Here is a 22,929-nt window from a genome sequence, read left to right as displayed (position 1 = left end):
TCGTCCTTTACGGGGTCACGCTCTCGCCGAGCCATTGGATCGCGGCGTCGAGGCCGCCGCGGCCATGCGGAATCTTCAACGCCACCAGCGCCATTTCGATCACGCCGAGCGTGCCCAGCACCATCGGCGCGTTGACATGGCCCATATGGGCGATGCGGAACGCCTGGCCCTGGAGGTCGCCGATCCCGGTGCCGAGCACGACGCCGCACTGCTCCTTGCAGTAGGTCTGCAGTACGGCCGGATCATAGCCGCCGCCGACCAGCACCGTGGTCACGGTGTTGGAACGCTCCGCGGCGTCTGCGATATTGAAGCCGATCACCTGGCCCTCGCTCCACTTCGCCACGGCGCGACGCACGGCCTCGGCGAGCAGCGCATGGCGCCGGAAGGCGTGCGGTAGCCCCTCGGCGAACAGCATGTCCATCGCCTGGCGCAGCGCGAACAACAGATGAACCGGGGCGGTGCCGCCATATTTGCGATAGTGCTCGGCGCCCTCGCGCTCGCTCCAGTCCCAATAGGGCGTGCGCATGTTGGCGCGCTTGTGTGCCTCGAGTGCGCGCGCGTTCGCCGCGACGAAGCCGAGACCGGGCGGCGTCATCAGGCCCTTCTGCGAGCCGGACATCGCGACGTCGATGCCCCAGGCATCCATCTCGAACGGCATGCAGCCGAGCGAGGCGACGGTGTCGACCATATAGAGCGCCGGATGGCCCGCGGCCTTGATGGCGCGGCCGATCGCCTCGACATCGTTGACGACGCCCGAGGCGGTGTCGATCTGCGCCACCACGATGGCCTTGATGGTGTGCTCCTTGTCGGCGCGCAGCCGCGCCTCGACCTCGGCCGGGCGCACCGCGCGGCGCCAGTCGCCCCTGAGAACCTCGACCTCGGCGCCCATCGCGCGCGCCGCATGGCCCCAGCCGATCGCGAAGCGGCCGCTCTCCAGCACCAGCAGCTTGTCGCCGCGCGACAGCACGTTGGAGAGCACGGCCTCCCAGGCGCCATGGCCGTTGGCGATGTAGATGTAGGTCTTGCCCTTGGTCGCGAACAGGCGGCCGAGATCGGACATGATGCCGTCGGTCAGCTCGACCATCTGCTTGGAGTAGATGTCGAGCGCCGGGCGGTGCATCGCCTGCAGCACCTCGTCGGGCATCGTGGTGGGTCCCGGGATGGCCAGAAACTCCCGGCCCGCGCGAACGGTCATTGTCAGTGTCCTCGGCGATGTGGTTTGGCGGTTGAGGGTGGTGGCGGGCTCTCGCACACGGCTGGCCCATGGTCGTTTTACGTGGCGCGGCGCATTAAGAAAAGCCGGAGAAGCCGGGGGGCTGGCATGCCCCGGCAGGCCGGCGCGTCAGGTCGTCAGCGCCTCGTCTCGCGGCAGCCGGCGGCCTCGGCCTCCTCGACCGAGCAGAACCAGCGCGTGCCCTTGGCGACGTGCATCTTGATCTGAGCGTACCAACGGCTTTTCGGCGTATGATAGATGCACTCGCCGGCGCCGTTGACGTTGCCCTTGATGGTGCAGTCCGGCGACGGCGCCACCGGGCCCGAAGCCGAGGCGAGCAGGATGTTGCGGGCGCTCTCCGGCGGCTTGGTGGCGCCGAGGATCGTGGTCTTCTTGTTGCGCACGCGCCAGTCCCACGGCGCGATGAATGCGCCCTGCCACATGCCGGCCTTGGCGGCCCGCGCCTCCGCCTCGTCGGGCTCGTAGTCGTGCGAGATGGTGCGATAGGCCAGCGCCCAGCCGCTGCGCACCAGCCATTTCTGGATGTCCTCGCCGTCGACGTCGCAGCGCGCCACCTGGCGACCGCGGCGATCGATCGAACGCGGATGACAGGTCCAGCTCTTGCCGTCGGTGTGCTTGATCAGTTCGTCACGCGCGGCCACGCCGCAGGTCCAGCGCTCGCCGTTCTTGTTCAGGCAGAGCTGATCGACGGCGGGCGCGTCGATGCCGCCGAGCCGGATGCGGGTGGTCCCGATCGTGATCCCATCGGCCTCACGGATCTTGGGAATCCCGGCGATGTCGGCCGCGGACGCGACGGACGGCAGCAGCAGCAGGAGCGCGAGCAGGGCTGGTTTCATCGACATGAACGGGCGCGGATCGTCCTTGGGGATGGGAGGGCTGGGGCAATTGTGCGGCGGATCGCCCGGTTGTTCCAGCGCCGTGATTGCCTGACCCGCTCAACTTCACGCGATGGTGGGGACGTTTCGACTCAAGCTATCACAACGACGGTCGTGCGCTCCCCTCCCCGCAAGGGGGAGGGGAGTGGACCGACACCGTCGACACAGAGCTTCGGCCTCACCGCACCACGACCCTTCGCGCCAGCGCCAGGCCCATCAGCACGAAGGCAGATGTCACCTCGGGGCCGCCGACCAGGATGCGGGTCGGGGTCTTCATCTTGTTCCATTCATAGGCGCGGTACGGATGCCGCCGGCCACCTTCGCCGAACGACGTCACGATGCAATGCACCGCGGGCGCGAAGCTCGCCGCAGCGCCGCCGAGATGTCCAAGCGCAATCAACGCCAGCGCAGCGTCGAACGGGTTCATCTCGCGGCCGATCAGCTCGTCCTCGACATAAGCGAGCACGCGCAGACGAATGAGCTCGAACGCGCCGTCGGGATCGATCGCCCGCCGCGCGGCGGGCGGCAGTGCCATGAAGGCGTGGTAGCAGCGGCCGAAATAGGCGCAATACAGCTCCGGCAGATAATAGATGTGCGCGCGCGGGTCGGCGAAGGCGCCGCTCAGAACCAGCCGCTGCTGGAAGCCGACGATTCGCCTGACGACGTCGAGCCGGGCTTGCGTCTCCAGGACCTGCCAGCGCCCGAGATTGCGGAACGACACTTCGAGCACGTCGAGATTCAGCGTCGGATCGAGATCATTGCCGTAGGGCCGCTCGCCGGCCAGACTGTCGATCCAGGTCGCGACGCCGCCTTCATAGTCGATGTTGTCGTTGATCGGCACCGTCACGCGCGGCTCGTTGCCGCCGGCGCGCACTTGGTAGCCCGCATAGAAATCCAGCAGCGGCTGGCTCAGCATCGGATCGTCCGAGCCGGCCTGCGTCGCGGCCGAGAACGAGCACGCCGTGGTGTCGCAATCCGGCACGTAGACGCCGAAACCGAGGTCCTGCTTGATCTGGGTGAAGAAGCGCGAGAAGCGCGGATGCGGCGGCGGCGCCAGCGCGGTGACGACGTCGTAGCTCTTGCCGTCCGCGCCGCGCACCTCCTCGCGGCTGACGGTCAGGCAGAACTCGACCATGGCCGAAATCGCCGTGCGCGCCGCGGTCGTCTGCTCCGACGAGGCGAGGCCCGTCTCCAGATAGCTCAGCAGCGCCTCGGTGAAGAACGCGTCGTAATAGGCCGAGCGGTGGCGGATCTGCACCGGCTCCCACATCGGCTCGGCGATGCCGCGCCACGGCGGATTGATGACGGCCGCCGCCGGCGAGCGCGCGATGAAGACGCGGGCGAGGTTGAACAGCAACGTCGAGTTCTTGTAGCCGCGCGCGTCCAGCCCCTGCAGCGCCATCTTGACCTCGCGGCCCTTCATGTCGGGATCGCCGATCAGGTTGAAGGCGGCATAGGTCGGGATGAAGCCATTGCGGCTGAACGAGCCGAGCAGGTCGGCGCCACAGGCCCGGATCACGCGGTCGATCTCGCCTTCCGGCGGCATGGCCGCCGCCGCGGTCCGGCGCGGCGGGGCAGGGTGATGCAAGGCGACGCTGTCGACCAGATCGGCGATCGGGCGGCCGACCTGCTCCCAGTCCGGCGTCGGATTGTCGCGGGCGAGAACCAGCGCGTCGCGCAGCGCATTGAGAACAGCGGGATCGTTCAACTCGGGCAGGCCGGCACGGCGCAGCAATGCGCGCAGCGCGGGGTTCCCCAGCGCGGTCCGGTAGAATTTCGACAGATGCGGGTCGCCGCTGCCGGGCCGGCGCAGGATGGGATCGCAGACCTCGTACAGCGACGGCCCATCCTTCCGGGCCGTCAGTGCGCGGCAGGCCGCGCCGGCGAAATACTGGAAACTCAAGCGAGGACTCGCGGGTTGTCGGAGGCGGGACGAACGGCATGCGCTGCTCGAGACGCCCGGCAACGGCGCGTCACGCGCATGCATGAGGCAAACTGACACGCTGGACGGCCAAAGACAACGTGACGGCGGTCACGGCGCGAGGCGGATTGGGCGGCAATATGGCTTCCCGGCGGTCCGCCCAGGGCCCTTTGGAGATCGGCGCCATGGTTAAATTTGCGTTTCTCTTCAAGTGCTTGAAAAGTCAAGGCTGTTCCGATGTTGCTTGGGATGCGGGTTCGGGTTAAGCCTTTCCTCGTTGCGGTGCCGCAAATTGCGCGCAATTCGACGACACATCGTCTCGCAACCCCTCAAACCTCAGAGGCGCCAGCGCGACCAAAGGGTGCGCCCCTTTGGTCACGCTTGGGCAGGCTCGGACCAGGATTGACGTGATGACCGCAAGGCAGCCTTCTCTCTCCCGCCGATCGGCCGTGATCGCCGCCGCGCTTCTCTGCACGGTGTCGCTCGCGATCGGTGCGCATGCTGCCCTCAACAAGCGTTCGCTCGAGGCGCCCAAGGCGGCAGCCTCAGAGCAGAGCAGCGTGGCGACCGGCAACGGCGCGCGCCTCGCGCTGGTCATCGGCAATGGTCATTACCCCGATGCGAATGCGCCGCTCGTCCAGCCGATCAACGATGCCCGGGCGCTGACCGGCGCGCTGCGCCGCGACGGCTTCGACGTCGATGTCGTCGAGGATGCCAACAAGGACGACATGATCCGCGCTGTCGAGCGCCTCAAGGCCAGGATCAAGCCCGACTCGGTCGTGATGCTGTTCTTCGGCGGCTACGCCATCCAGGCGGGACGCGAGAGCTACATGATCCCGGTCGATGCCAAGATCTGGAAGGAGGCCGACGTGCGCCGCGACGGCACCAGCATCGAGGGCCTGCTCGATACGGTCCGCGAGCAGGGTGCGCGCGCCAAGCTGGTCGTGATCGACGCCGCGCGCCGCAATCCCTATGAGCGCCGCTTCCGCGCCTATTCGCACGGCCTGGCGCCGATCAATGCGCCTGCCAATGCGCTGATCCTGTCGTCGGCGACGCCCGGCAAGGTGCTGGACGATCCGAAGGGCCAGAACAGCGTGCTGGTCGGCGAGCTGCTCAATCAGCTCGGCAAGAGCCCGAGCGCCGAGGCGGTGTTCAACAAGACCCGCAACGCCATCGCGCGCAGCTCCGACGGCGAGCAGGTGCCGACCGTGTCGTCCTCGCTGGTCGAGGACATCCGCTTCAGCGCCGACGTCGCGAACGCCGGCAGTTGAGGCGGCGGTTTTCCATCTCTCGTCCAACGCATCTGACGCTCGGAGCGTCTGCCCCGCTCTCACCAAGCTGACGGTCAGCTCCCCTCCCCCTTGCGGGGAGGGGTTGGGGGTGGGGGTTCGCAGGCGCCGCGCATCGTTGGCTTGAGCCTTCCCTACAAGCCGCTTTGGCAGGGATAGCGATTCCCCGCATGGCCCTGTCCTAGATCGCTGAAGATTTCCCTGGAGCTCGCGCGCTTATCACGTCGAGTGCGACTCGGAGAACCCCCACCCCCGACCCCTCCCCGCACGGGGGAGGGGAGCGGACCGCGTCTGGCGCGGTCTCCCCGCTATGTCTCGCAGGACTCGGCCGTGTCCGTCAATTGCTCGCCATCACCGGCCGCACCGGATCGCCTTCGCGCAGCAGCGCGCCGGCGCGGGTGACCACGACGTCGCCCTCGGCCAGGCCGTCGCGGATCTCGACCTGGCCGCCGGCCATCAGGCCGATCTCGACCCGCTTGGTCTCGATGCGCTGGGCGCGGACCACCTGCACCACCGTGCCGTCCGGGTCGTACAGCACGGCGGTCAGCGGCACCGCGACGCCGCAGCTCTGGCCGATCTTGATCACGGCGCGCCCGAACGAATTCACCAGCAGCCGCGCCGTGCCGTTGATGCCGATGAAGGCCTGGCCGAGCTGGCTGTTCGGCTCGACGGTCGGCGCGACCCTTCGAATCTTGCCTTCGACCTCGCCGGCCCCGACGATGCGGATCCGCGCCGTCTGGTTGACCGCGAGCTTGGCGAGTTGCGCGCTCGGCACCAGGCCGACGAGATCATATTCGTTGCGGGCGAGAATGGAGAACAGCGCCTCGCCGCGACCGGAGGCAAACGCGCCGATGGTGGCGCTCGACGACAGGATGGTGCCCGCCACCGGCGCCTGGATCATGATCGTGCCGCCCTCCGGCGGCGTCAGCCGCGCCAGGTTCTGTCCGGCCGTGACGGTGTCGCCGGCATCGACCAGCACCTCCGCGACCTTCAGTCCGGGACGGTCGGGCCTGACCGCGGTCTCGTCGCGCGCCAGCACCATGCCGGACACCTCGACGGTGTTGTCGAAGCAGGCCTTGGTCGCCTTGAGCACGCTGACCGCGGCGCCCCTCGGCGCGGTGTCCTCGGCTGCCGCCGCAGCCTGGATCATGGCCAGCAGGCCGGCGGCGGCGAGCATCGGCATCCGGCGCATCGTGGCGGCAATTGCGGCATGTCCCATGCGAAACCGATCCTCGCGAAAATCCATTCATTCAGCGGCCGCGGTCGGGATAGCAGACGCGCAGCCGCCGGGCCAGCCGACCCGCGTCCCTGGTAGTCGCGCCAGGACGCCGCGACGTTCAGCCGACGCCCCCCGAACTTCTCGGCAGCGTCCACGTTGACGCTGCCGATGTCAGCCATCTCCACTTGAGACTCACGCTCATGCTTCGGCCCTGGATACCGCTTCTGCTCTGCGCCGTCGTCGTCACGCCTGCGGTCTCCGCCGAGCTCACCGCCGACGCCGTCAACGGTGCCGAGCTGCGCAAGCGGCCGCCGGCCGAGGAGAAGATGGACCCAGTGGCGATCCGCGCCCAGGTGCTGCTCGATCGCGCGCGCGTCTCGCCCGGCGAGATCGACGGCCGCTTCGGCGACAATGCGCGCAAGGCGCTCGCCGCGTTCGCGCGCGCCAAGGGGCTTGCGGGCGATCAGGGCCTTGCCGGTGATGCGAAGCTGAAGCCCGAGCTGTGGGATGCGTTGCTGCGCGGCGACCAGGCGCCTGCCATCGTCTCCTACACGATCACCCGCGACGATGTGAAAGGGCCGTTCCTGAAGAAGCTGCCGCATCACATGGAGGACATGAAGGACCTGCCGGCGCTCGGCTACACCTCGCCGCGCGAGGCGCTGGCCGAGAAATTCCACATGAGCGAAGCGCTGCTGTCGGCGCTCAATCCGAAGGCCGGCTTCGACAAGGAGGGCGAGCAGATCTCCGTCGCCAATGTGATGAAGCCGGACGACGCCGCGCCGAAAATCATGCGGCTCGACATCAGCAAGGACGCCGGCACCGTGCAGGCGTTCGACCGGGACGGCAAGCTGGTGGCGGTGTTTCCCGCCACGGTCGGCAGCGAAGAGAAGCCGACGCCGGTCGGCAGCTTCAAGGTGATCTCGATCGATGCCAACCCGAACTACCGCTATAACCCCGACTACAAGTTCAAGGGTGTGAAGGCGCGCAAGCCGTTCACCATCAAGCCCGGCCCCAACAACCCGGTCGGCGCCTATTGGATCGGCCTGTCGGTCGGCATCGGCTACGGCATCCACGGCACCGCCGAGCCGTCCAAGGTCGGCAAGTCGGAGTCGCATGGCTGCGTGCGGCTGACCAATTGGGACGTGCGATTCCTCGGCGACCACCTCGCGAAGAAGGCGAAGGTGGAGCTGCATTGAACGTGGCTGCGATTTCCACCGGCCTTCAATGGACCCAAGCCGCATCGGCAACCTCCGCCGTCGTCCCGGCCTTGAGCCGGGACCCATAACCCCAGGAAGTCGTTTGAGGCAGACGGGGCGCTGACACCGCGCCCCGACAACCGCTGCGGCGCGTGGGGGCCCTAGTCAGTGCCACGCCGCGCCATCGCGCGATGCTGCCTGCCCGGGACGACGGCTGAGCGCACCATGCCAACCCTACGTCATTGCGAGCGCAGCGAAGCGATCCAGACGATGTCCGCGGGGCCATTCTGGAATGCTTCGGCGCAACTGCGCCTCGCAATGACGACGCAACTCATGAGGAGACGGTAGCAAAGCCAAACAAGCACGCGCTACGCCGCCGCCCGGACATTGCCAACGCCCATCCAGCGCGCATAATCGCGTCCACCGCAACCGGAAAGCTGGCCCGAACATGACCCCGGAGCATTTGCGCGACCGCCTGTGGCCGCCGCCCAAGCCAGGTGTCGATTGGTCGAAGTGGATCGGCTCGCCGGTGGCGTGGCTGGCGCTGTTGCTATCGGCGGCGAGCCTGTATGCGACCGTGGTGAGGACCAGGGACGACCTCCGCGTGGTCATCAACAATATCCCATTCATGTCGGTGTCGTCGAAAGCGCAGGAGCTGAGCGGGCTGAGCTAAAATCTCGTCTTCGTCAACGCTGGCAACCGGCCTGTGGCGGTTACCAAGATCAACCTCACCGTCTGGTTTCGTCCCGGCAACGAGAGGCCAGAGCCGTCGTGCGATGAGCATGGAATGAAGGCGCTTTTGAACTATGTCTTCACGCCTCTGGTGATCAAGCCAGGTGAAATGAGTCTCCTCGCGCTCGACACGTTGGAGGACGGTGGAGCTGGCGCCGCCGCGTCGGGCTTTTCGGGGCCCACGCGTGCGATCAGCTACGAGGTCCGGGACGGCAGGTTAACTGCTTTCGATCTCACACCCGCGCCGAAGAACGGCGATCTCATGCTGGCCTGCCTGCGTTTCCACGTGATCCTGCCCGACAGCGAGTCACAGCAGAAGGAGGTCTTGATCGGCGCCGCACCGATGAGCAACGTCAGCGGCTCGCTCTATTCGGAGACGTACATGCTGATGCGAAACCCAGTTCCTCAAGTGCTCGTCAGTCGCTGACGGCCGCTTCGAGGGGGCGGTCGCCCCCGTTCAAAACGAAAGCCGATCATTTGACAGGGGGGCCCGCCGACCTCGCTTCCCGTTCGGGGGCGCGGCCGCCGCGCGCTGCGCGCGGATGCGCTCGAGCAGGACGCTGGCCGGCTCGTCGTTCGGGTCCTGCGGCACCAGCTCGCCCTTGAATGCCTTGGTCAGGATCGCCGCCTCCAGCCGGTCGAGCAGCGCCCGTGCGCGCGCCGCCTCGGCTTCGAGGCGGTCGGCTTGGGTAAAGCTTGCTTCCAGCCGTCCGATCAATTCCCGCCGAACCTCGCCTGGGGGAAAGGGAAGGCGGATGCGACGGAATGCATCCTGACTGATGTTGCGCATCGAGCAGATTTCCGGTGGCAAGGCTCTCGATTTGATGTCGTCCTGCCGGCGATCTGAGAAACCACAGAATGCCCCCATCGCGGCCAAATCGTCTCATCGAAATACCGCTCAATCCTTGGTCGCAAAAGACGAATTTGTCTAGCCGTTTCAAGCTGATTTGCCCTGTCCAGATGTTCGGTAAAAAAGAAATCGCTTGCGCCGTCGGGCAAATCGGGTGGAGATTTACGCCCGTCCCGCCTCGTTGAAGAGGGGCGCTTTCGCGAACGTCACGACGCGTTGGGGTGGGATGCGATGGCCGCGATGTGGTGCAGCGTGCTGAGAGCATGCCGACGTACGCCACGCCGCGGACGGTGAAGTCGCAGGGTCCTGGCCTCCCGACGCTGAGGTCCGCGCAATGCGCGTCATGCGCGCGTTGTCGCCACGGTGGCAAACAAGCCGGTCACCGAGGAGACTGCGTATAAATCGTAAAGCCATCGCGCAGGGAGGGCCGGGTCATTCCGGCTGTACCTGTGGTTCTGCCGCCTGCATTTTTTCTCGCAGGCGGACCGCAGGCCTCAGCCGAGGCCTGGCTCTCCCTGCGCCCTCTGCTTCAAGAGGGTGTCCCGATGATCACAGCTCGGACGCGAAACGCGCCGCGAGAACGCGGGGGCATATTTGTTTGCACAGCCCGTGCGCCGAATCAGGTGTCGGCTATGTCTCCGGGCTACCATCAAGCCGGACGATGACGGCGCAGCAAATCGGCAGCGCTTCGAGATGGCGGAAACGACGCTCATCGTGTCACGTCACCTGGTCCTGCCGCGCCACTATCTCGCAAACGACCGCGACGGCGCCACATGCAGCGCGTAGGCATCGGCCGTCTCGCTCACGCGCGGATAGAGCTCGGTCACCAGCGGATCGTGGCCCGGAATGAATCGATCCGGATGCCCGGCGAGGCGCTCGATGATCTCCCAGCCCTGGATCATGTCGCCGATGTTGAGCACGATCGGAAACGGGCTGCGGCGCTGCAGGTTGGCGTAGTAATGCGCGGCGTCGGAGGCGAGCACCACCGGGCCGCGCGCGGTGTCGACGCGCACCACCTGCAGCCCGTCGGAATGGCCGCCGACCCGGTGCACGGTGACGCCGGGCGCGACCTCGCCGTCGCCGTTGTGGAAGGTGACGCGGTCGCCATAGACGTGGCGCACCATGGTGGTGACGTGCTCGACCGTGAACGGGTAGCGCAGCATGCCGTTGCACATGCAGCGGCCGGTCGCATACGCCATCTCGCGCTCCTGCAGATGAAAGCGCGCGTTCGGGAAGCGGTCGAGATTGCCGGCGTGATCGTAGTGCAGGTGCGTCACGATGATGTCGCGGATGCCGCCCGCGTCGACGCCGAAGGAAGCGAGCGCGTCGATCGGATCGCGCGTCAGGGTGCGGTGGCGGATCTCGGCCTCCGCGACGTTGAAGCCGGTATCGACCAGGATGTCGCGCCCGTCACGGCGGATCAGCCACACGAAATAGTCGAGGTCCTGCGCCGTGCTGTCGTGCGGATCGGGCTGCAGGAAGTTCATGTGCGGCGTGCGCGGCGACATCGTCGCATAGCGCAGCGCGTAGATCTCGGCAGCGTTCCCCATGATGGCCTTCTCGTTGGTTGGGCACGGCCGCCATCGAGCCATCGGCAGGGATCGAGGTCAATCGCATCGAGGTCAATCGCGGTGCTCGTCGAACCGGACGGCGCGCTGCCGCGACACAGCGTGAGGCATCTCACATTTCAAGCCATTGGGATCGTTGCATGGTCCGCTCGTGTCATGACCCGCAGCTCGCAAGAGGCTCCTGCGGGCGGTCGTCGCCTCAGACGATTCGTCAACCTCTGCAAGCGGTTGACGTGCCGTCACGGCGATTTGATAATGCCTGACGCGTGGGATATGGTCGCCGCGGCGCAAGCTGGACGGCGCCTGATTGCTGACCGCTGGACCGCCATCGTGATGACTTTCCGCCTGCTGTTGCCGCTCGGCCTGATGTTCTCCGTCGCGTTCTCGGCCGTGGTCTCGGCCGTGGTCTCCTGGCCCGCGCGCGCGGCCGGCGACCGCTTCGCGCTGGTGATCGGCAATGCGAAATATCCCGATGCCGAGGCGCCGCTCAAGGAACCGGTCAACGATGCCCGCGATCTCACCGACGAGTTGAAGCGCGACGGTTTCAGCGTCGAGACGCTGGAGAATGCCGGCGGCGACGCGATGCGCCGCGGCCTCGATCGGCTCTATGGCAAGATCAAGCCGGGCTCGGTGGCGCTGCTGTTCTTCTCCGGCTACGGCATCCAGTCGAGCCGGCAGAGCTACATGATCCCGGTCGACGCGCAGATCTGGCAGGAGGCCGACGTGCGGCGCGACGGCATCGGCCTCGAGCAGGTGCTGCAGGAGATCAACAGCCGCGGCGCCGGCGTGAAGATCGCGCTGCTCGATGCCTCCCGCCGCAATCCCTATGAGCGCAGGTTCCGCACCGCCTCGGCCGGGCTCGCTCCGGTCATCGCACCGAGCGGTACTTTGGTGATGTACTCGGCGGCGCTGTCCGCTGTCGTGACGGATGGCGGGCGCGATCGCAGCCTGTTCGTGCAGGAGCTCCTGAAGGAGATCCGCGTTCCCGATCTCACCGCCGAGGAGACGCTGAACCGCACCCGCGTCGGCGTCACCCGCGCGTCGCGCAGCGAGCAGGTGCCGTGGATCTCGTCGTCGCTGGCGGAGGACTTCTCCTTCGTGCCGGGCAACGGCGTCAGGCCGACGCCGCCGGCCGAGAGCAGTGTCGCACCTGCACCTGCGCCTGCGCCGACCCCGACACAGGTCGTGGTGGCGCCGCCGGTGCCGTCACCGCTGCCGCCGGCTCCGCCCGCGCCGCAGCCGACGCCGGTGCAGAAGGTGGATACCCCGCCGCCTCCGCCGCCGGTTGCTCCAGCGCCGCCGGCGCCATCTCCTGTGATCGCGAACGTGGCACCCGCCGCGCCTGCTGCGCCCGCGGCCCCCGCCGCTCCGGCAGCGCCCGCGCAGGATCCGTTCGCCGAGGATCCGACGATCAAGAGCCTGAGCGCCAAGATCGCGGCCAATCCGGAGGATGCCGGTGCGCTGTACCGGCGCGGCCAGGTGTATGCGAGCAAGGGCGCCTACGCGCAGGCGATCCGCGATTTCGACGACACCATCCGGATCAATCCGAAGGACGTCGAGGCGCTCAACAACCGCTGCTGGGCCCGCACCGTCGTCGGCGAGCTGCAGCCTGCGCTGCGCGATTGCAACGAGGCGCTGAGGCTGCGGCCGAATTTCGTCGACGCTCTCGACAGCCGCGGGCTGGTCAACCTCAAGAGCGGCGCGGTCAAGAACGCGATCGCCGATTTCGATGCGGCGCTGAAGATCAATCCGCGGCTGACGTCGTCATTGTACGGCCGGGGCCTCGCCAAGCAGCGCAACGGTGCCGCGCAGGAGGGCGCGCTCGACATCGCCAACGCCAAGGCGATGGACCCCAACATCGTCCGCGAGTTCGAAGCTTACGGCGTGCGCTGATTTCTTGCGCGCGTCGGCCGGCCGGCTCGAACCATGCGGCAGGCCGGACCGACATAACAGCGGACAGCCGGGTGTCGCGAGCGGGCCTTCGCGACGGACACCGGGATGATCAGTTCGCGTGAGGAGGGATGGCAATGACCGCACCGAAAACGAATTCGACCAGGACCGCCGGCCTGACGGCTCTCCTGGCCGCGACGGTCCTGAGCGCAGCCGCGTCGCTGAGCGCGATGCCGGCGTTCGCGGCCGATGATGTCAGCGAGGATCAGATCGTCCGCGCGTTGGCCGGGCCGAAGAGGCCGCTGACCCGCGGACTGTCGATGTCGCCACCGTCCGAGGCCGCGCCTGCGGTCGCGCCGGAACAGGACAAGTTCCTGCAGAGCATTCGCGGCCGCTCGACGCGCTCGCTGTCATCAGCCGAGCGCGAGGAGATCGCGGCGGTCGCCAGGACCAAGCCGAACATCGATCTCGAGATCACCTTCGACTACAACTCCGCCAACATCAGCCAGAAGTCGCTGCCGTCGGTGCAGGCGCTCGGCCGGGCGCTGACGAACGCCGAGCTGAAGGGGTCGACCTTCGTCGTCGCCGGTCATACCGATGCCGCCGGTGGCGAGGCCTACAATCAGGACCTCTCCGAGCGCCGCGCCGATTCGATCAAGCGCTATCTGGTCGAGAAGTTCGGCATCGCCGGCGCCGACCTGGTGACGGTGGGCTACGGCAAGAGCAAGCTGAAGGATCCGAGCCAGCCGCTCGCCGAGGTGAACCGCCGCGTTCAGGTCGTCAACATGCAGAGCAAGACGGCGGCGGCCAAGTAGCGCCGCGTCCATCAAGCGCCGTCGGGGGTCGCGTGGCCGGAGATCGAAGTGAACGGATGCGTCCCGCAGGATTGTGGGGCGCATCGCCTTGTCGGGGCGCCCCGCGCCAAATTCGCAGCATCCATAACCCGCATCTCGCGCCGACCGGATCCACCTGCCGATGAAGCTGCCAAAATCCCTCAAGACCGCGGCCAGCGCGGTCGTCTTCGTGGCTCTGTTCGCCGGCTATTACTGGTACGAGCATCGTTCCCATCACGCTGCCGAGGAGCCGCCGATGCAGGCCCAGGTGCTGGTGACCAAGGCGGTGAAGGCCTGCTTCTCCGATCTCGTGCGCGTCACCGGCTTCGTCATGGCCCGCCGCGAGGCGGTGGTCGGCGCCGACCAGGAAGGCTCGCGAGTCATCGACGTCCTGGTCAAGGAGGGCGACACCGTCACCGAGAACCAGGAGCTGGCGCGCCTGACGCCGCCACCGCCGCAGCCGGGAGCGCCGGCGGCGGCCGCGAACCGGCCGGTGTCGCTGCGTGCGCCGGCGGCAGGACTCGTCACCGAGGTCCGCACGATCGCCGGTGCGCCGGCCTCGCCGCAGGCCGGTCCGATGTTCCGTATCGCCGTCAACAACGAGCTGGAGCTCGACGCCGAAGTTCCGAGCATTCATCTCCTGAAGCTCGGCGCGGGCGCGCCGGTGCGCATCACCCGTGACAACCTTCCCGACATTGTCGGCCGCCTGCGCGTGGTGGCACCGCAGGTCGACCGGACCACCCAGCTGGGCCATGTCCGCATCGCATTGACCAGCAGTCCGTCGCTCAAGCCTGGCATGTTCGCGCGCGCCAATATCGATGCCCGGCGGAGCTGCGGCGTCGCCGTGCCCAACACGGCGATCGATCATCTCACCATCCAGGTCGTGAAGGGCAACACGATCGAGACCCGCCGGGTGCGGGTCGGCCTGGTGTCGGATACATCGAGCGAAATCCTCGACGGTCTGACAGAGGGTGAAATCGTGGTGGCCGACGCCGGCAGCTCGCTGCACGACGGCGACCAGATCAAGACCATGTTTGCCGAAGACATCGATCGCACGCGGGTACGCTGATGGCACTGAATATTTCGGCATGGTCGATCCGGAACCCGCTGCCATCGATCCTCTTCTCCATCATCCTGCTGATCCTGGGCTGGATGAGCTTCACCAAGCTCGCGGTCACGCGGCTGCCGAACGCCGACATTCCGGTGATCTCGGTCGCGGTGGCGCAATTCGGCGCGGCGCCCTCGGAGCTTGAATCCCAGGTCACCAAGATCATCGAGGACGGCGTCTCCGGCGTCGAGGGCGCGCGCCACATCCAGTCGCTGATCACCGACGGCCTGTCGGTGACGACGATTACGTTCGCGCTCGAGACCAACACCGATCGCGCCATCAACGACGTCAAGGACGCCGTGACCCGGGTGCGCTCCGATCTGCCGCAGAACGTCACCGAGCCGCTGATCTCGCGCGTCGACAAGATCGGCCTGCCGATCGTCACCTATGCGGCGATCTCGCCGGGCAAGACGCCGGAGCAGCTGTCGTTCTTCGTGGACGACGTGGTCAAGCGCGAGCTGCAGGGCGTGCGCGGCGTCAGCCAGGTCGAGCGCATCGGCGGTGTCGAGCGCGAGATCCTGGTCTCGCTCGATCCCGACCGGCTGCAGGCCATGGGGCTCACCGCGGTCAATGTCAGCCAGAGCCTGCGCGGCACCAATGTCGACGTCGCCGGCGGCCGCGCCGAGATCGGCAAGAACGACCAGGCGATCCGCACGCTTGCCGGCGCGAAAACGCTGAACGAGCTGTCCAACACGATGATTCCCTTGTTCGGCGGCGGCGAGGTCCGGCTCGCCGATCTCGGGACGGTCACCGACACGATCGCCGATCGCCGTACCTTTGCGCGCTTCAACGGCGAGCCGGTGGTCGCGCTCGGCATCAAGCGCTCCAAGGGAGCCAGCGACGTGGTCGTCGCGGCCGCCGTGCAGAAGCGCATCGACCAGGTGAAGGCCGCCCATCCCGACGTCGATCTGAAGCTGATCGACACCTCGGTCGAGTTCACCAAAGGCAACTACGAGGCCGCGATCTCGACCCTGTTCGAGGGCGCGATCCTGGCCGTCATCATCGTGCTCCTCTTCCTGCGCGACTTCAGGGCCACGGTGATCGCGGCGATCTCGCTGCCGCTGTCGATCTTCCCCGCCTTCTGGGCGATGGACATCCTCGGCTTCTCGCTGAACATGGTCTCGTTCCTGGCGATCACGCTGTCGACCGGCATTCTCGTCGACGACGCCATCGTCGAGATCGAGAACATCGTGCGCCACATGCGGATGGGGAAGTCGCCCTATCGCGCCGCGCTCGATGCCGCCGACGAGATCGGGCTCGCGGTCATCGCGATCAGCCTCACCATCATCGCGATCTTTGCGCCGGCGAGCTTCATGTCCGGCATTGCCGGCCAGTTCTTCAAGCAGTTCGGCATCACCGTCTCGGTGCAGGTGTTCTTCTCGCTGCTGGCGGCGCGCTTCGTCACACCGATGCTGGCGGCCTACTTCCTCAAGCATCACGACCATGACGATCCGCCGCCGGGATTCATCCTGCGTGCGTATCAGCGCATCGTGACATGGTCGGTGAAGCACTACTTTGTCACGGTTCTCTTGGGCATCGGCATCTTCGCAGGCTCGATCTGGAGCACGACGCTGCTATCGCAAGGGTTCCTGCCTGCCCAGGACGCGGCGCGATCGCTGCTCGCGATCGAGCTGCCGCCAGGCGCGCAGCTCGCCTACACCGAGAAGGTCACCGAGGACATCGTCGCGCGCCTGCGCAAGCGGCCAGAGGTCCGCAGCGTGTTCGTCGACGGCGGCCGGCTTCAGGGCGCGATGGAGGTTCGTCGCGCCGGAATGATCGTCAACTACACGCCGAAGACCGAGCGCAAGATCACCCAGAAAGAGCTCGAACTCGAGATCACCAAGGATCTCGAAACCATTCCGGACATCCGTTTCTGGTTCACCGACGAAAACGGTCTGCGCCCGATCAAGCTGGTGCTGACGGGCTCGGATCCCAAGCTGGTCGACAACGTTGCGAGCGAGCTCGCCTCGCAGATGAAGCGGATTCCGATCATCTCCAACGTGGTGTCGGACACTTCGCTCGACCGGCCGGAATTGCGGGTGCAGCCGCGCGCCGACCTGGCCGCTCGTCTGGGCGTGTCCACCGAAAGCCTGTCGCAGACGATCCGCGTCGCCACGATCGGAGATGTCGGACCGGCGCTGGCGAAGTATGACGCCGGCGGCCGGCTGGTCCCGATCCGGGTGCAGCTCGAGGATGCAGCGCGCAGCGACGTGAAGATCCTCGAACAGTTGCGGGTGCCGCTCGGCCAGTACGGCGAAAAGGGCGGCGTGCCGCTGGCGGTGGTCGCCGACATCAAGCTCGACCAGGGGCCGACCAGCATCAGCCGCTACGATCGCGGGCGGCAGGCGACCGTCGCCGCCGACCTCGTCGGGCTGGCGGCGCTCGGTGACGCAACCAAGCAGATCGATGAGCTGCCGGTCAGAAAGAGCATGCCTGCCAGCGTCAAGCTGATCCCGTCCGATGACGCCGAAAGCCTGAACGAGCTGGCCTCCGGCTTCATCACGGCGATCACGGCGGGCCTGATGATCGTCTACGCCGTGCTGGTGCTGCTGTTCGGCACCTTCCTGCAGCCAATCACGATCCTGTTCTCGCTGCCGCTGTCGATCGGCGGGGCGATCGGAGCTCTGATGCTCACGGGCAAGCAGCTCACGATCCCGGTCTATATCGGCATGATGATGCTGATGGGTATCGTCACCAAGAACGCGATCATGCTGGTGGAGTTCGCGGTCGAGGCGATCCATGCCGGGATCAGGCGCGACGAGGCGATCATCGATGCCGGCATGAAGCGGGCGCGTCCGATCGTGATGACCACGATCGCGATGGTCGCCGGCATGATGCCGAGCGCGCTCGCGGTCGGTGCCGGCGGCGAGTTCCGCTCGCCGATGGCGCTGGCGGTGATCGGCGGGCTGGTGTTCTCGACCGTGCTGTCGCTGTTGTTCGTGCCGGCGATGTTCCTGGTGATGGACGATGTCGGCGCGTTGTTCGCCCGGCTCGGCCGCAAGCTGATCGTCTCCTCCGGCGAGGCCGCCGACGAGGCGCAGTCCGGCCATGAACCGGAGGTGGGGCATCAGCCAAAGCCGCCGCCGTCGGCGATGTCGCCGGCCGCGGAATGAGATGACGTGCCGGAACGAGCTGTTTCAGTTCGCGGTCGAGGGCATGCGGCGGCGTGCGCTGAGATCGTGGGCCTCGCTCGGCGTGCTCTCGAGCGGCGCGGCGGTCTCAGGCGGAACGATCAGGGCAACGAAGCCCTGGCTCGCGCCCTCCAGGCCGAACAGCTTGGTCCGGAGCGTGAAGTCGGCCCGCACCGAACGTCGCGCCTGCGCCGCCGCAGCTTGCATGCCCGAGATGCAGGAGATGTCGGAGTCGTAGCACAGCGCCGCCCAGCCCTGCGCGGTCAGCACTTTGGACGGAGGCTGCAGCTCGTGCGGGTGCACCAGCGCCATTTCATAGCGCGGATGGTCGGGACTGTAGAACGCGGCGGCAAAAGCAAGGCCGTCGTCGCCGCCGACAGCGGGAAGGACGCCGTTCGACGCCGTCCGCCACAGGCGGTCGAGCTCGGTCACGGCCGGCTCATAGAAGTTGCGGCCCTCGTTCAACGGAACGTAGTTCCGGTACAATGCATGGAGGGGCGCCACGACGGTGGCCGCGAATGCCGCGATCGCGATCGTCGCCGCGGCGAGATTGATCGTGATGTCGCGGGGAGCGTGATAGCTCGCGCCGCACACGATCACGATGACGAACAGGAAGACGCCCTGCAGGCCCCACAGCGGCGGCATGTCGGTGCCGAACACGACCGAGACCAGTGTGGGGAACACAACGGTCCCGATGCTGATTGTCGCCAGCAGCCGGAGCCCGGGTTCGAGGCTGAGCGCATCGTTCAGCAGGCGGGTGGGGCGAGGCCGCGTCATGGCGAGCCATATGAGGCCGGGGATACCGGCGATGCCGGCCATCGCCAACAGGAAGCCGCTGCCCTCGACCAGGGCGGCCGCGGCGGTCTTGCCGACGTGATGCTCGATCGCATGCGAGAACGGCTGGGCGCCGGTCGTGGCGAGCCAATAGATGTGAGGTGCGAGCGCGGCCAGGCCGGACAGCGCCGCGATCCAGGGCGCGGACGAGGTGAAATAGGCGCGACGCTCGCCGTGACACAACGCTGCGACCGCGAAGCCCGCGATCAGGAAGACCGCGTAGTACTTGCCGAGCATGGCGAGCGCCGCGGTCAGGCCGGCCGCGATGGCCCAGCCGACGTGACGCGTCTCGAACGAGCGCAGGAAGCACCACGTCGCCAGCGGCCAGCTCGACAGCAGCACGGCGTTGGCGTTGAAGCGCTGCGCATGCAGTTGATAGACCGGCAGCAGCATGAGCAGCAGCAGTACGACCAGACGTTTGTCACCGCGCGCGAAACGCCGGGTGATGAGGTCGACGGCCCAGAGGCCGACCGCCGCGTTGGTCAGCGCCAGCAGGTTGAACGACCAGTTGGTCAGCGGAAACACGGTGGTCCAGGCCCGCGCGGCCCAGCCCATCAGCGGCGGATGCTTGGTCGAGCCCCAGTCGAAGCTGCGTCCGAGCGACCAGGTTTCGATCACGTCCTGGTGGAGATCGCCTCCCAGATAGGCGATCGAGAAATACACCATCCAGACCGCGACGAACCCGACGATCAAGGCCGGAACGGCCCAACCATCCTCCACGGCGTCGATCCAGACCGCGAGAGCTTTGCGCCAACGGCCAACCGAACCACTGGCCTCGATCGCGATCGCCGGCAACGCAAGACTCATGACTTTACTTCCAACCACGCTCGCCTGGCGCGCAAAGCTCCACCCGCGCGCAGCCGCGCGCGAGCAAATGGAACTCTCCGCCGCCGGATTGAACCCTGTTAGAATTGTTAAAAAGAGTTCATGTCGCAAATTGTGAGGCGTGGTGGCCCAATTGCGATCATGTTTGGCCGATGCCGATACCAAACGATGCACGACGGGCGGTTCCCGCCATGGACCGGACCCGCAATCGACAAATTCGCGGTGAACGAAGCTGGGCGCCCGGCTTGCTACTCGTTGCGTGCGATCGTGTTCAGCTTCGTCAGGTCATGCAGCAGGATGCGGCCGCGTTGCAGATCCAGGATCTTGTCCTTGCGCCAGGCCTGCAACTGGCGGTTCACGCTTTCACGCGCCGCGCCGACGAAGACGCCGAGCTGTTCCTGCGAGATATGAACCTCGGAGCCGAAATCCTCCGCCAGCGCGCACAGCCGGCGTGCCAGCCGGACCGGCAGCGGCTGCAGCACCGATTCCTCCATTCGCTCGCTCTGCCAGCGGATGCGCTGGCACAGCAGCTGAATGATCCTGATCGCTACCTTGGGCTCGCGTTCCAGGAAGCTGAGGAAATCCTCGCGGCGAAGCACGAACAGCTCGGACGCTTCACCGGCCGTGGCGTCCGCCGTGCGCTCCTGCCCGTCGAGCACGGCGACCTCGCCGAACAGATCGCCGGGTCCCATGAAGTTGAGGGTCAGTCGGCTGCCGTCGGTGGCGCCGGTCTCGATGCGAATCTGGCCGCGCCGCACCCCGAACAGGGCATTGCCGGGATCGCCCTTCTGGAACAGCACCTCGCCCGACGACAGATGCTGGGTGTGGCAGAGGCTCGAGATTCGCTGCAGCTCGTCCGCGCCGAGGTCGGCGAACATCGGGTTCATCTTCAGAATGACCGCAAATTCGGCCTGCTTGCTCATCACTATACCTTCGGCAGTGGTTCAAAGCCCGAGTTACAGAATCCGCCCGGGCGGAAGTGTGTCATAAGTCACATAATGGCGCACGTGCTCACGACTATGTTGGTCGCTCTCGGAGCGGTCTTCGTTCCGAGAAAAATTCGGATTGAACCGGGTCGGCGTTGCCGCACGCTAACCCGTGGAGACCGCTCGCGCCTTGCGCTTGGGACATCGACATGAAGGCATTGAAGATCGCAGGCGGTTTGATTGGCGCCGTCATCGTCGTGCTCGCTCTGGCGCTCGCTTTTGGACTTCCGGCGAGCTTCCTCACGGTCGCCATCCAGGACCGCGTCGAGCGTGACACCGGCTATCGCCTGAGCATCGCCGGCTCGGCAAGCGTCAGCCTGTGGCCGTCGCTGCATGCGACCCTGACGGACATCACCCTGCAGGATCCGAAGGAGCGGGACGGCAACAATCGGCTGACGATCGGCACGCTGCAGGCCGACGTGGCGCTGTCGAGCCTGTGGTCCGGCCGGCCCGACATCGGCGAGATCATCATCGACAAGCCCACACTCTATCTGCCGCTGCTGCGCGAACGGCTGCGGGACAACGCGCCGCGCAGCCGTGCCTCGGCGAAGTCGGAAGCGGTGCCTGCGGTCCGGATCGAACGGGTCACCGTCAGGGACGGCGCTGTCATCCTCTCCAACCCGCGCGACCGCGTCGAGAATCGGCTCGAGGGCATCGGCGCGACGGCGTCTCTGTCCGACGGCAAGGTCAAGATCACGGGCGCGGCCCGTGCCGGCGGCCGCCCGGTGACGTTCGACGTCACAGCGGCGGCGCCTGCACTGCCAATCGACCGCCAGACGCTGCCGGTCGACTTCAAGATCGACATGGCCAATGCATTTCGCGGAGTCCTTGCTGGCCGCGCCGACGTTCGGCTGAATGGCCCGGTGGTGATGATCAACGGCCTCAGCGGTACGCTTGGCGATGGCGATTTCAACGGCTGGGCCTCGGTCGATCTCGCGAGCAAGCCGCTGGTGAAGGTCGATCTCGACGTTCGCCGGCTCGACTTGGGGGCGCCTGCGGGGCAGGGCTCTGCCGGCGTGTCGGGATGGAGCACGGCGGCAATCGACTTGCGCGGTCTCAACTACGTCGATGCGCGCGTGAAGCTGTCGGCGACGGATGTCGTTCTCTCCGGGGCTCGCCTCGGTCCGCTTGATCTCGAAGCCTCGCTGGCCGGCGGCCTGCTGAAGGCGACCGTCGCCAATCTTGGCGCCTATGACGGGCAGGCCAGTGGCGAGGTCGTGATCGACGCCTCCACGGGCAATCCGGCCTATGCGATGCACTGCGATCTCGTCGGCATCCGCGCGCTGCCGCTGCTCTCGAGCGTCGCCGGATTCGACAAGCTCGATGCGCGGATGCAGGGCAAGCTGGCCTTGCGCTCCAGCGGCGCCAGCCAGCAGGCTCTCATGAGCAACCTGAGCGGTTCGGCGTTCCTGCTGTTCCAGGACGGCGCGATCCGCGGCATCAACGTCGCGCAGATGATCCGCTCATTGACGGCCAATCCGCTATCGGGATGGCAGGATTCGAAGGAGCTGACGACCGATCTCACGCAGCTCTCGGCCTCGTTCCAGGTCGAGCGCGGGCAGGCCGCCACCAGTGACCTCAACCTGGTCGGACCGCTGGTCAAGGTCACCGGTGCGGGGACGATCGATCTGGGCAATCGGGCGCTGGCGATGCGCGTCGAGCCGAAGCTCGTGATGACGACCGAGGGGCAGGGCCGCACCTCGGAGCCGATCGGCCTTGGGATTCCCGTCGTCATCGACGGCCCCTGGAGTCAGCCGCGCTTCTACCCCGACATCGCCGGCATCCTCGACAATCCGGATGCTGCCTACGCCAGGCTCAAGCAGATGGGCCAAGGCCTGTTCGGCAAAGACGGAGCCGGGCTGAACAATCTGATCAACGGCATCGGCGGCCTCATCGGAAATGCTGCGCCCAACGCCGGTTCGAATGGCGCGCCATCGACGGTGGCTCCGAACGCGCAGGCCCCGGCGGCCGGCCAATCCGACCTGCTCGGCGGTGATCTCGGATCGGCGATCGGCAATCTGATTCAGCAAGGGCTGCAGCAGGGCGCGCAGCCGCAGGCCAAGGGCCGCGGCCGTACGCTGGTTGCGCCCCAGGGCGGCGCTGTTCCGCTGTCTTCGGGCGATGCCGGCCAGGGCCCGGCGGAGGCCGCCCCCGCCGAGCCTCGGCAGGACGGCGCGCAGGACAGCCAGCCGATGAACGATGTACTGAAGCGAATCTTCAATAGGTAATATAGAACCGCAGGCAACCGAATCCGGAGGGATCTCCTCCGAGCGGTGGAGGGGTTCAAGGCCAACCGCGCAAACAACGGCCGGTGCGGGTGCGCGCACTGCGCGCGGCTCTGCTTGTCATTCTGTGCTAAACGGATGCCGGCGACGGACCGTCTCGCACTCGAGCGGTCCCGTCTCCGAGGTGTCGCTGCCGCGAGGACGGCAGCGGAC

The 22,929-nt window shown here is 66.9% G+C and carries 17 protein-coding genes; 9 read left to right on the top strand and 8 right to left on the bottom strand.

Annotated features, from left to right (window positions below; translation table 11 throughout):
- Positions 1 to 7 precede the first annotated feature (7 nt).
- The 3 genes from QX070_RS30095 to QX070_RS30085 all read right to left on the bottom strand — a co-directional run bounded on the left by QX070_RS30095 (position 8) and on the right by QX070_RS30085 (position 4,012).
- On the bottom strand, positions 8 to 1,195 hold the full coding sequence (locus tag QX070_RS30095; protein ID WP_315740778.1) for a pyridoxal-phosphate-dependent aminotransferase family protein: 1,188 nt from the start codon (positions 1,193 to 1,195) through the stop codon (positions 8 to 10).
- Between the two features lie 155 nt (positions 1,196 to 1,350).
- Positions 1,351 to 2,076, bottom strand: coding sequence for a thermonuclease family protein (locus QX070_RS30090; RefSeq protein WP_315740777.1), 726 nt, complete (start codon positions 2,074 to 2,076; stop codon positions 1,351 to 1,353).
- Positions 2,077 to 2,287: 211 nt separating this feature from the next.
- A complete protein-coding gene (locus tag QX070_RS30085; RefSeq protein WP_315740776.1) occupies positions 2,288 to 4,012 on the bottom strand; it encodes a hypothetical protein in 1,725 nt (574 codons plus the stop codon).
- A gap of 428 nt (positions 4,013 to 4,440) precedes the next feature.
- Between QX070_RS30085 and QX070_RS30080 the strand changes: the two genes are divergently transcribed.
- Positions 4,441 to 5,301: a caspase family protein gene (locus QX070_RS30080; RefSeq protein ID WP_315740775.1), complete on the top strand. Its 861-nt coding sequence runs from the start codon at positions 4,441 to 4,443 to the stop codon at positions 5,299 to 5,301.
- A gap of 355 nt (positions 5,302 to 5,656) precedes the next feature.
- Here QX070_RS30080 and QX070_RS30075 read toward each other — a convergent pair whose 3' ends face one another.
- Positions 5,657 to 6,538 (bottom strand): efflux RND transporter periplasmic adaptor subunit, encoded by an 882-nt coding sequence (locus QX070_RS30075; protein WP_315740774.1) that lies wholly within the window; start codon positions 6,536 to 6,538, stop codon positions 5,657 to 5,659.
- 200 nt (positions 6,539 to 6,738) lie between these two features.
- Between QX070_RS30075 and QX070_RS30070 the strand changes: the two genes are divergently transcribed.
- The 3 genes from QX070_RS30070 to QX070_RS30060 all read left to right on the top strand — a co-directional run bounded on the left by QX070_RS30070 (position 6,739) and on the right by QX070_RS30060 (position 8,893).
- On the top strand, positions 6,739 to 7,734 hold the full coding sequence (locus QX070_RS30070; protein ID WP_315740773.1) for a L,D-transpeptidase family protein: 996 nt from the start codon (positions 6,739 to 6,741) through the stop codon (positions 7,732 to 7,734).
- Between the two features lie 448 nt (positions 7,735 to 8,182).
- The gene (locus tag QX070_RS30065) at positions 8,183 to 8,407 is read left to right on the top strand and encodes a hypothetical protein (RefSeq protein WP_315740772.1); all 225 of its coding nucleotides are present in this window, start codon (positions 8,183 to 8,185) and stop codon (positions 8,405 to 8,407) included.
- A gap of 114 nt (positions 8,408 to 8,521) precedes the next feature.
- Positions 8,522 to 8,893, top strand: a complete 372-nt coding sequence (locus tag QX070_RS30060) for a hypothetical protein (protein ID WP_315740771.1) — start codon at positions 8,522 to 8,524, stop codon at positions 8,891 to 8,893.
- Positions 8,894 to 8,923: 30 nt separating this feature from the next.
- Here QX070_RS30060 and QX070_RS30055 read toward each other — a convergent pair whose 3' ends face one another.
- Both QX070_RS30055 and QX070_RS30050 read right to left on the bottom strand, forming a co-directional pair.
- Entirely contained in the window at positions 8,924 to 9,343 is a 420-nt protein-coding gene (locus tag QX070_RS30055; protein ID WP_315740770.1) for a hypothetical protein, read from the bottom strand.
- 716 nt (positions 9,344 to 10,059) lie between these two features.
- Positions 10,060 to 10,866 carry an N-acyl homoserine lactonase family protein gene (locus QX070_RS30050; RefSeq protein WP_315740769.1) on the bottom strand — a complete coding sequence of 269 codons (807 nt, stop codon included), beginning with the start codon at positions 10,864 to 10,866 and terminating at the stop codon, positions 10,060 to 10,062.
- Between the two features lie 351 nt (positions 10,867 to 11,217).
- Here QX070_RS30050 and QX070_RS30045 point away from each other — a divergent pair, with 351 nt between their 5' ends.
- From QX070_RS30045 to QX070_RS30030, 4 genes are all read left to right on the top strand, one after another.
- Positions 11,218 to 12,777, top strand: coding sequence for a caspase family protein (locus QX070_RS30045; RefSeq protein ID WP_315740837.1), 1,560 nt, complete (start codon positions 11,218 to 11,220; stop codon positions 12,775 to 12,777).
- Between the two features lie 134 nt (positions 12,778 to 12,911).
- The gene (locus QX070_RS30040; protein WP_315740768.1) at positions 12,912 to 13,589 is read left to right on the top strand and encodes an OmpA family protein; all 678 of its coding nucleotides are present in this window, start codon (positions 12,912 to 12,914) and stop codon (positions 13,587 to 13,589) included.
- Between the two features lie 160 nt (positions 13,590 to 13,749).
- Positions 13,750 to 14,676, top strand: coding sequence for an efflux RND transporter periplasmic adaptor subunit (locus QX070_RS30035; protein WP_315740767.1), 927 nt, complete (start codon positions 13,750 to 13,752; stop codon positions 14,674 to 14,676).
- Complete coding sequence (locus tag QX070_RS30030; RefSeq protein WP_315740766.1) at positions 14,676 to 17,828, top strand: efflux RND transporter permease subunit; 3,153 nt, start codon at positions 14,676 to 14,678, stop codon at positions 17,826 to 17,828. The genes QX070_RS30035 and QX070_RS30030 overlap by 1 nt, the downstream gene beginning before the upstream one ends.
- 24 nt (positions 17,829 to 17,852) lie before the next feature.
- Here the strand turns inward: QX070_RS30030 and QX070_RS30025 are convergent, their stop codons facing one another.
- Positions 17,853 to 19,487, bottom strand: coding sequence for a glycosyltransferase family 39 protein (locus QX070_RS30025; protein ID WP_315740765.1), 1,635 nt, complete (start codon positions 19,485 to 19,487; stop codon positions 17,853 to 17,855).
- Positions 19,488 to 19,753: 266 nt separating this feature from the next.
- Positions 19,754 to 20,428, bottom strand: coding sequence for a Crp/Fnr family transcriptional regulator (locus tag QX070_RS30020; RefSeq protein ID WP_315740764.1), 675 nt, complete (start codon positions 20,426 to 20,428; stop codon positions 19,754 to 19,756).
- A gap of 212 nt (positions 20,429 to 20,640) precedes the next feature.
- Here QX070_RS30020 and QX070_RS30015 point away from each other — a divergent pair, with 212 nt between their 5' ends.
- The gene (locus QX070_RS30015; protein WP_315740763.1) at positions 20,641 to 22,719 is read left to right on the top strand and encodes an AsmA family protein; all 2,079 of its coding nucleotides are present in this window, start codon (positions 20,641 to 20,643) and stop codon (positions 22,717 to 22,719) included.
- Positions 22,720 to 22,929: the final 210 nt, after the last annotated feature.

Origin of the sequence: Bradyrhizobium sp. SZCCHNR1093 (assembly GCF_032381175.1) — a bacterium.
Lineage (GTDB): Bacteria > Pseudomonadota > Alphaproteobacteria > Rhizobiales > Xanthobacteraceae > Bradyrhizobium.
This window is presented reverse-complemented; position numbering and strand designations above follow the sequence as displayed.

Bases quoted from the DNA above. Each gene is read 5' to 3' on its own strand.
- QX070_RS30095 (WP_315740778.1), bottom strand. From the start codon at position 1,195: ATGACCGTTCGCGCGGGCCGGGAGTTTCTGGCCATCCCGGGACCCACC.
- QX070_RS30090 (WP_315740777.1), bottom strand. From the start codon at position 2,076: ATGTCGATGAAACCAGCCCTGCTCGCGCTCCTGCTGCTGCTGCCGTCC.
- QX070_RS30080 (WP_315740775.1), top strand. From the start codon at position 4,441: ATGACCGCAAGGCAGCCTTCTCTCTCCCGCCGATCGGCCGTGATCGCC.
- QX070_RS30075 (WP_315740774.1), bottom strand. From the start codon at position 6,538: ATGGGACATGCCGCAATTGCCGCCACGATGCGCCGGATGCCGATGCTC.
- QX070_RS30070 (WP_315740773.1), top strand. From the start codon at position 6,739: ATGCTTCGGCCCTGGATACCGCTTCTGCTCTGCGCCGTCGTCGTCACG.
- QX070_RS30065 (WP_315740772.1), top strand. From the start codon at position 8,183: ATGACCCCGGAGCATTTGCGCGACCGCCTGTGGCCGCCGCCCAAGCCA.
- QX070_RS30060 (WP_315740771.1), top strand. From the start codon at position 8,522: ATGAAGGCGCTTTTGAACTATGTCTTCACGCCTCTGGTGATCAAGCCA.
- QX070_RS30050 (WP_315740769.1), bottom strand. From the start codon at position 10,866: ATGGGGAACGCTGCCGAGATCTACGCGCTGCGCTATGCGACGATGTCG.
- QX070_RS30045 (WP_315740837.1), top strand. From the start codon at position 11,218: ATGACTTTCCGCCTGCTGTTGCCGCTCGGCCTGATGTTCTCCGTCGCG.
- QX070_RS30040 (WP_315740768.1), top strand. From the start codon at position 12,912: ATGACCGCACCGAAAACGAATTCGACCAGGACCGCCGGCCTGACGGCT.
- QX070_RS30035 (WP_315740767.1), top strand. From the start codon at position 13,750: ATGAAGCTGCCAAAATCCCTCAAGACCGCGGCCAGCGCGGTCGTCTTC.
- QX070_RS30030 (WP_315740766.1), top strand. From the start codon at position 14,676: ATGGCACTGAATATTTCGGCATGGTCGATCCGGAACCCGCTGCCATCG.
- QX070_RS30025 (WP_315740765.1), bottom strand. From the start codon at position 19,487: ATGAGTCTTGCGTTGCCGGCGATCGCGATCGAGGCCAGTGGTTCGGTT.
- QX070_RS30020 (WP_315740764.1), bottom strand. From the start codon at position 20,428: ATGAGCAAGCAGGCCGAATTTGCGGTCATTCTGAAGATGAACCCGATG.
- QX070_RS30015 (WP_315740763.1), top strand. From the start codon at position 20,641: ATGAAGGCATTGAAGATCGCAGGCGGTTTGATTGGCGCCGTCATCGTC.